3 protein-coding genes are annotated in these 4,874 nt (G+C 39.4%); 2 read left to right on the forward strand and 1 reads right to left on the reverse strand.

The window, feature by feature from the left end; genetic code table 11:
* Positions 1-525: 525 nt before the first annotated feature.
* Entirely contained in the window at positions 526-3,300 is a 2,775-nt protein-coding gene (locus CS842_RS00015; protein WP_103326533.1) for a 2-oxoglutarate dehydrogenase E1 component, read from the forward strand.
* A 4-nt stretch (positions 3,301-3,304) separates the two neighbouring features.
* Positions 3,305-4,522, forward strand: coding sequence for a 2-oxoglutarate dehydrogenase complex dihydrolipoyllysine-residue succinyltransferase (gene odhB, locus CS842_RS00020; RefSeq protein WP_103326536.1), 1,218 nt, complete (start codon positions 3,305-3,307; stop codon positions 4,520-4,522).
* A 72-nt stretch (positions 4,523-4,594) separates the two neighbouring features.
* Here odhB and CS842_RS07520 read toward each other — a convergent pair whose 3' ends face one another.
* On the reverse strand, positions 4,595-4,669 hold the full coding sequence (locus CS842_RS07520; RefSeq protein ID WP_322746671.1) for a MerR family transcriptional regulator: 75 nt from the start codon (positions 4,667-4,669) through the stop codon (positions 4,595-4,597).
* Between the last annotated feature and the right edge of the window lie 205 nt (positions 4,670-4,874).

The raw sequence follows: 4,874 nt of genomic DNA on the forward strand, positions 1-4,874 counted from the left end.
ATTTAAAAACATACCAGAAAAATATAAAAGCTTATCCTCAAAGGCAAGCGCAGTATAAGAGAAAAATATACCTAAAGATAAGATTTGTAAAAAGGAGGATTTTTCCGTTTTCCAAGCAAGAAAGCGGTTCTTCTTGAAGGTTTTTAAGATCTTTTAACTGGGATGAACCTTTAAGAAAACTGTGGAAAGAATGCTCTATAAAATGCGCGCTTTTTAGATAAAGCTCCTATAAGTGATTTTCTAAGGATATATTTATATAAAAGAGGTGCTGAATCTGGAAAAAAAATTTAAAATGATTTGTGTGATGTTTTTATTTTCCACTTTAGCTCACAGTAGAGGATGATAATTTTTAGAGCCTTTTATATCAGGTCTATGACCTCGGTGGGAATGTTTTTAAGTATTTTCTTGGGCCGTTCTTCATCACCGTGGATAAGAAAAAGGAGATTACTCATAATTCAACACTTAAATAAAAGTGTTACATTTGAATAATCGTTCTGATCATCAAATAATTGCACCATATTTATCATGGACCGATATTCTTCTCTGAATGCAGCGCATCCGGAACTTATCGAAGAACTTTATAAAAAATACCTTCGCGCGCCTGATAGCATAGAGATTAGTTGGCGCGCTTTTTTTCAAGGTTTCGATTTTGCGGCCGCAACTTATAAGGAAGCACCAGAGGTATCAGCACAAAATGTAAAAAAAAATACTTCAGTTACAGAAAATATTTTCAGCGAAAATTCCAGGAAAACCCTCAAGGAGTTTCAGGTAACCGCTTTGATTCAGGCCTATCGCAGTCGCGGTCATCTTTTTACGAAAACCAACCCGGTGCGCAACAGACGTGAATACACGCCAAATCTGGATATTGAACATTTTGGACTTGATTCCTCAGATCTCGATACGATTTTTGAAGCCGGGAAGCTTATCGGAAAAAGATCCTCAACGCTTTCTGAAATACTTATTCACCTAAAAGCGGTATACTGTGAATCCATCGGGATTGAGTATATGTATTTGCGCAAACCTGAAAAGGTAGTTTGGATTCAGAAATGGCTGAGTCAAAACGATAATCATCCTGTCTTATCTCATGATGAGAAAAAACATTTGCTTAATCAACTTAATGAAGCGGTAGTATTTGAAAATTTTTTGCACACCAAATTTGTGGGCCAGAAGCGCTTTTCCATTGAGGGAAATGAATCTTTACTGCCTGCCTTGGATGAACTTATCGAGTATGCTTCAAATCATCATCAAGCGCAAGAATTTGTTATAGGTATGCCCCACAGAGGTCGTTTGAATGTACTGACGAATCTTTTTAAGAAAGGCTCTGCTGAAATATTTAGTGAATTTGATGGAAAAGAATATGAAGAAGTGGTATTTGCTGGCGATGTCAAATATCATCTTGGCGCTACTACAACTCGAAAGAATCGCCGGGGGAAATCCGTGAGAATGAGCCTTGCGCCCAATCCTTCTCATCTTGAAACTGTAAATCCGGTAGTGCAAGGGATAGCTCGAGCGAACATCGATCATCATTATCAGGAGAATTATGCAAAGCTCTTGCCCATCTTGGTACATGGAGACGCTGCTATTTCCGCTCAGGGCATCATCTATGAAATTGTACAGATGGCTCAGCTCGATGGTTATAAAACCGGAGGGACTATTCATATCGTGGTAAATAATCAGATTGGATTTACTACAAATTATCGCGACGGGCGTTCAAGCACCTATTGTACCGATATAGGTAAAGTCACCCTTTCACCGGTATTGCATGTCAACGCTGACGATGTGGAAGCTGTGATTCATGTTGTACGTTTTGCCGTAGATTTTCGTATGCATTTTCAGCAAGATGTTTTTATCGATTTGTTGGGTTATCGAAAATATGGCCATAATGAGGGAGATGAGCCCCGTTTTACTCAACCCTCTCTTTACAATGCTATCGCGCAACATCCCAACGCAAGGGATATTTATAAAGCGAAATTGCAAAAAGAAAGCGTCATCGATGAGAAATACTTGCTCACTATTGAACGAGATTTTAAGAATCAACTCGAGAGGGATTACGAAATTTCTAAGAATATAGAGCGCAGCAAACTCGATCCTTTTTTACCCGATGAGTGGAAAGATTTCAAACAAGTCCAGGTTGATGAATTTTTTAAAACTTTGGATACATGTTTTCCTCTGGAAAAAATTAAAGAAATAGGGATGAAAATAAGCACTTTGCCAAAAGAAAAAAAGTTCTATCGAAAAGTAGAGAAACTCTTTGAGCAAAGGCGTAAAATGTTGAAAAAAGGAAGTTCGCTCGATTGGGGGATGACTGAGCTTTTGGCTTACGGAACCTTGTTGAGTGAGGGATTTGATGTGCGTCTTTCCGGGGAAGATGTTGAGCGCGGAACTTTTTCCCATCGCCATGCGGCGATCACATCGGAAGATACAGAAGAAAAATATATTCTTTTAAATACTATCGGAGATCGACAGGGGAGTATGCGGGTATACAATTCATTGCTCTCTGAATATGGCGTTATGGGCTTTGACTATGGATACGCTATGGCCTCTCCTAACACACTTACCTTATGGGAAGCTCAATTCGGTGATTTTAGCAATGGCGCGCAGATCATAATAGACCAATATTTATCTGCTGCCCAAGACAAATGGAAAACCCAAAATGGTTTGGTTTTGCTCTTGCCTCACGGTTATGAAGGACAAGGATCGGAGCACTCTTCTGCACGTATTGAACGTTATCTTCAACTCTGTGGACGTCACAATATGTTTGTGCTTAACTGCAGCCATCCTGCCAATTTTTACCACGCTTTGCGAAGACAAATGAAGTTTTCTTTTCGAAAGCCTTTAATTATTTTCACTCCTAAAAGCCTTTTAAGACACCTGCACTGTATCTCTAACTTGGAAGAACTGGCTACAGGAAGCTTTCAGCCTGTTATAGATGACCATGCGGCTGATCCAAAAAATATTACCCGTTTGGTGATTTGTTCAGGTAAAATCTACTATGAACTTCTTGAGAGAAAAGAGAAGACAAAATCAAAACACATAGCGCTCATTCGTCTCGAGCAGCTTTATCCTCTGCCGCAGGAGGAAATGGGGAGAATTTTAAAAAAATACCCATCATCTCAACGATGGATATGGGTACAAGAAGAACCTGAAAACATGGGTCCTTGGCCTTATATATTTTATAAGCTGAAATGCTTTTCGCTTGAGCTCATATCGCGCTCTGAAAGTGCTTCGCCTGCCAGCGGATCTTATCAACATTTTATGAAAACACAACAAGAAATTCTGGATAAAGTTTTTAAATCCTGAACTTATGATATTAGAGATGAAAGTGCCCTCTCCAGGTGAATCAATCACAGAAGTGGAAATCGCTTCTTGGCTTGTAAAAGATGGCGATTACGTAAGTAAAGAACAGGCTATCGCAGAGGTGGATTCTGATAAGGCCACCCTGGAGCTTCCCGCTGAGCAGAGCGGAGTCATAACATTAAAAGCTAAAGAGGGAGATACCTTGCAAGTAGGCCAAGTGGTTTGCTTAATCAATACTTCAGTACGCTCTCCTGAAAATACCAAAGAGAGCATGGGGGTTTCCATTCTTAAAAAACAAGAAGAAACAAAGATGAAAATCTCCACCGATAGAACACCTGAAGTTTTTGTAGTAAAAAATATAGCCTCACCCGCTGCTAAAAAGATCCTAGCGGAAAAAAATATCTCTTTTCAGCAAATTATCGGTTCAGGTCGACAAGGCCGTATTACCAAAGAGGATGCTATAAAAGCTGTGCCTTCGATGGGCAATCCTACAAGTGCTTTACGCTCATTACAGAGAGAACGTCTATCTAAGCTCCGACGCAAACTCGCTGAGCGTTTAGTTAGCGTAAAAAATGAGACCGCTATGCTTACTACCTTTAATGAGTTGGATATGAGCGAGATATTTAGCCTGAGGAATCAGTATAAAGACCCCTTCAAAGAACGTCATGGTGTAAGTCTGGGTTTTATGTCGTTTTTTACAAAAGCTTGCGTACACGCCTTGCAGGTGTATCCTCAGGTGAATTCCATGATTGATGGCCAGGAAAAGGTAATTTATGATTTCTACGACATTAGCGTGGCTGTATCCGGTCCTAAAGGCTTGATAGTTCCGGTGGTAAGAAATGCAGAAAATCTTTCGTTTAGAGGAATTGAGCAAGAGATCAAACGCTTGGCTTTTCGTGTACGTGATAGTCAGATCTCAGTGGATGAAATGAGCGGAGGTACTTTTACTATTACCAACGGGGGTGTATTTGGTTCGATGCTTTCCACTCCCATTATCAATCCGCCACAAAGCGCGATCTTAGGAATGCATAATATAGTAGATCGTCCTGTAGTTATTGATAAAAAGATTGAGATCCGTCCCATTATGTACCTGGCGCTTTCTTACGATCATCGTATCATAGATGGACGTGAATCCGTAGGATTTTTAGTAGCAGTAAAAGAAGCTCTGGAAAATCCTTTAGAGTTTTTGATGAACGGAAATGCTCAAATAGCCCTGGAATTGTAAATTCTAAGAGTGTAAGTTTGAAGTTTTCTATATCTTTCTTAGAAAAAAAGCGATTTCCTTTCTTATTTTTTCTTAGCGTAAAAGGATATCAAACTCCTTTTCCCAGAAACGTATAAGTGAGGTGTTAACATTAAAAGCAGAGGCCATTTCACCTATGGAATAATAAAGTTTATCAGGAAATTCTATATGTATATTAATCCAGAGAGCGATTCATTTTCATGGCCATAGTAAAAATCCGCTTATACTCGTCCGGGCTTAGATCATTATAAAAATAACCCAGTGGATCCACTTTAATTCCTTCTTTAATTACTTCATAATGAAGATGTGGACCTGTTGACAGTCCTGTGCTTCC

It is taken from the genome of Bacteroidetes bacterium endosymbiont of Geopemphigus sp., assembly GCF_002904345.1.
Classification (GTDB): domain Bacteria; phylum Bacteroidota; class Bacteroidia; order Flavobacteriales; family Blattabacteriaceae; genus GSPS2-BC2016.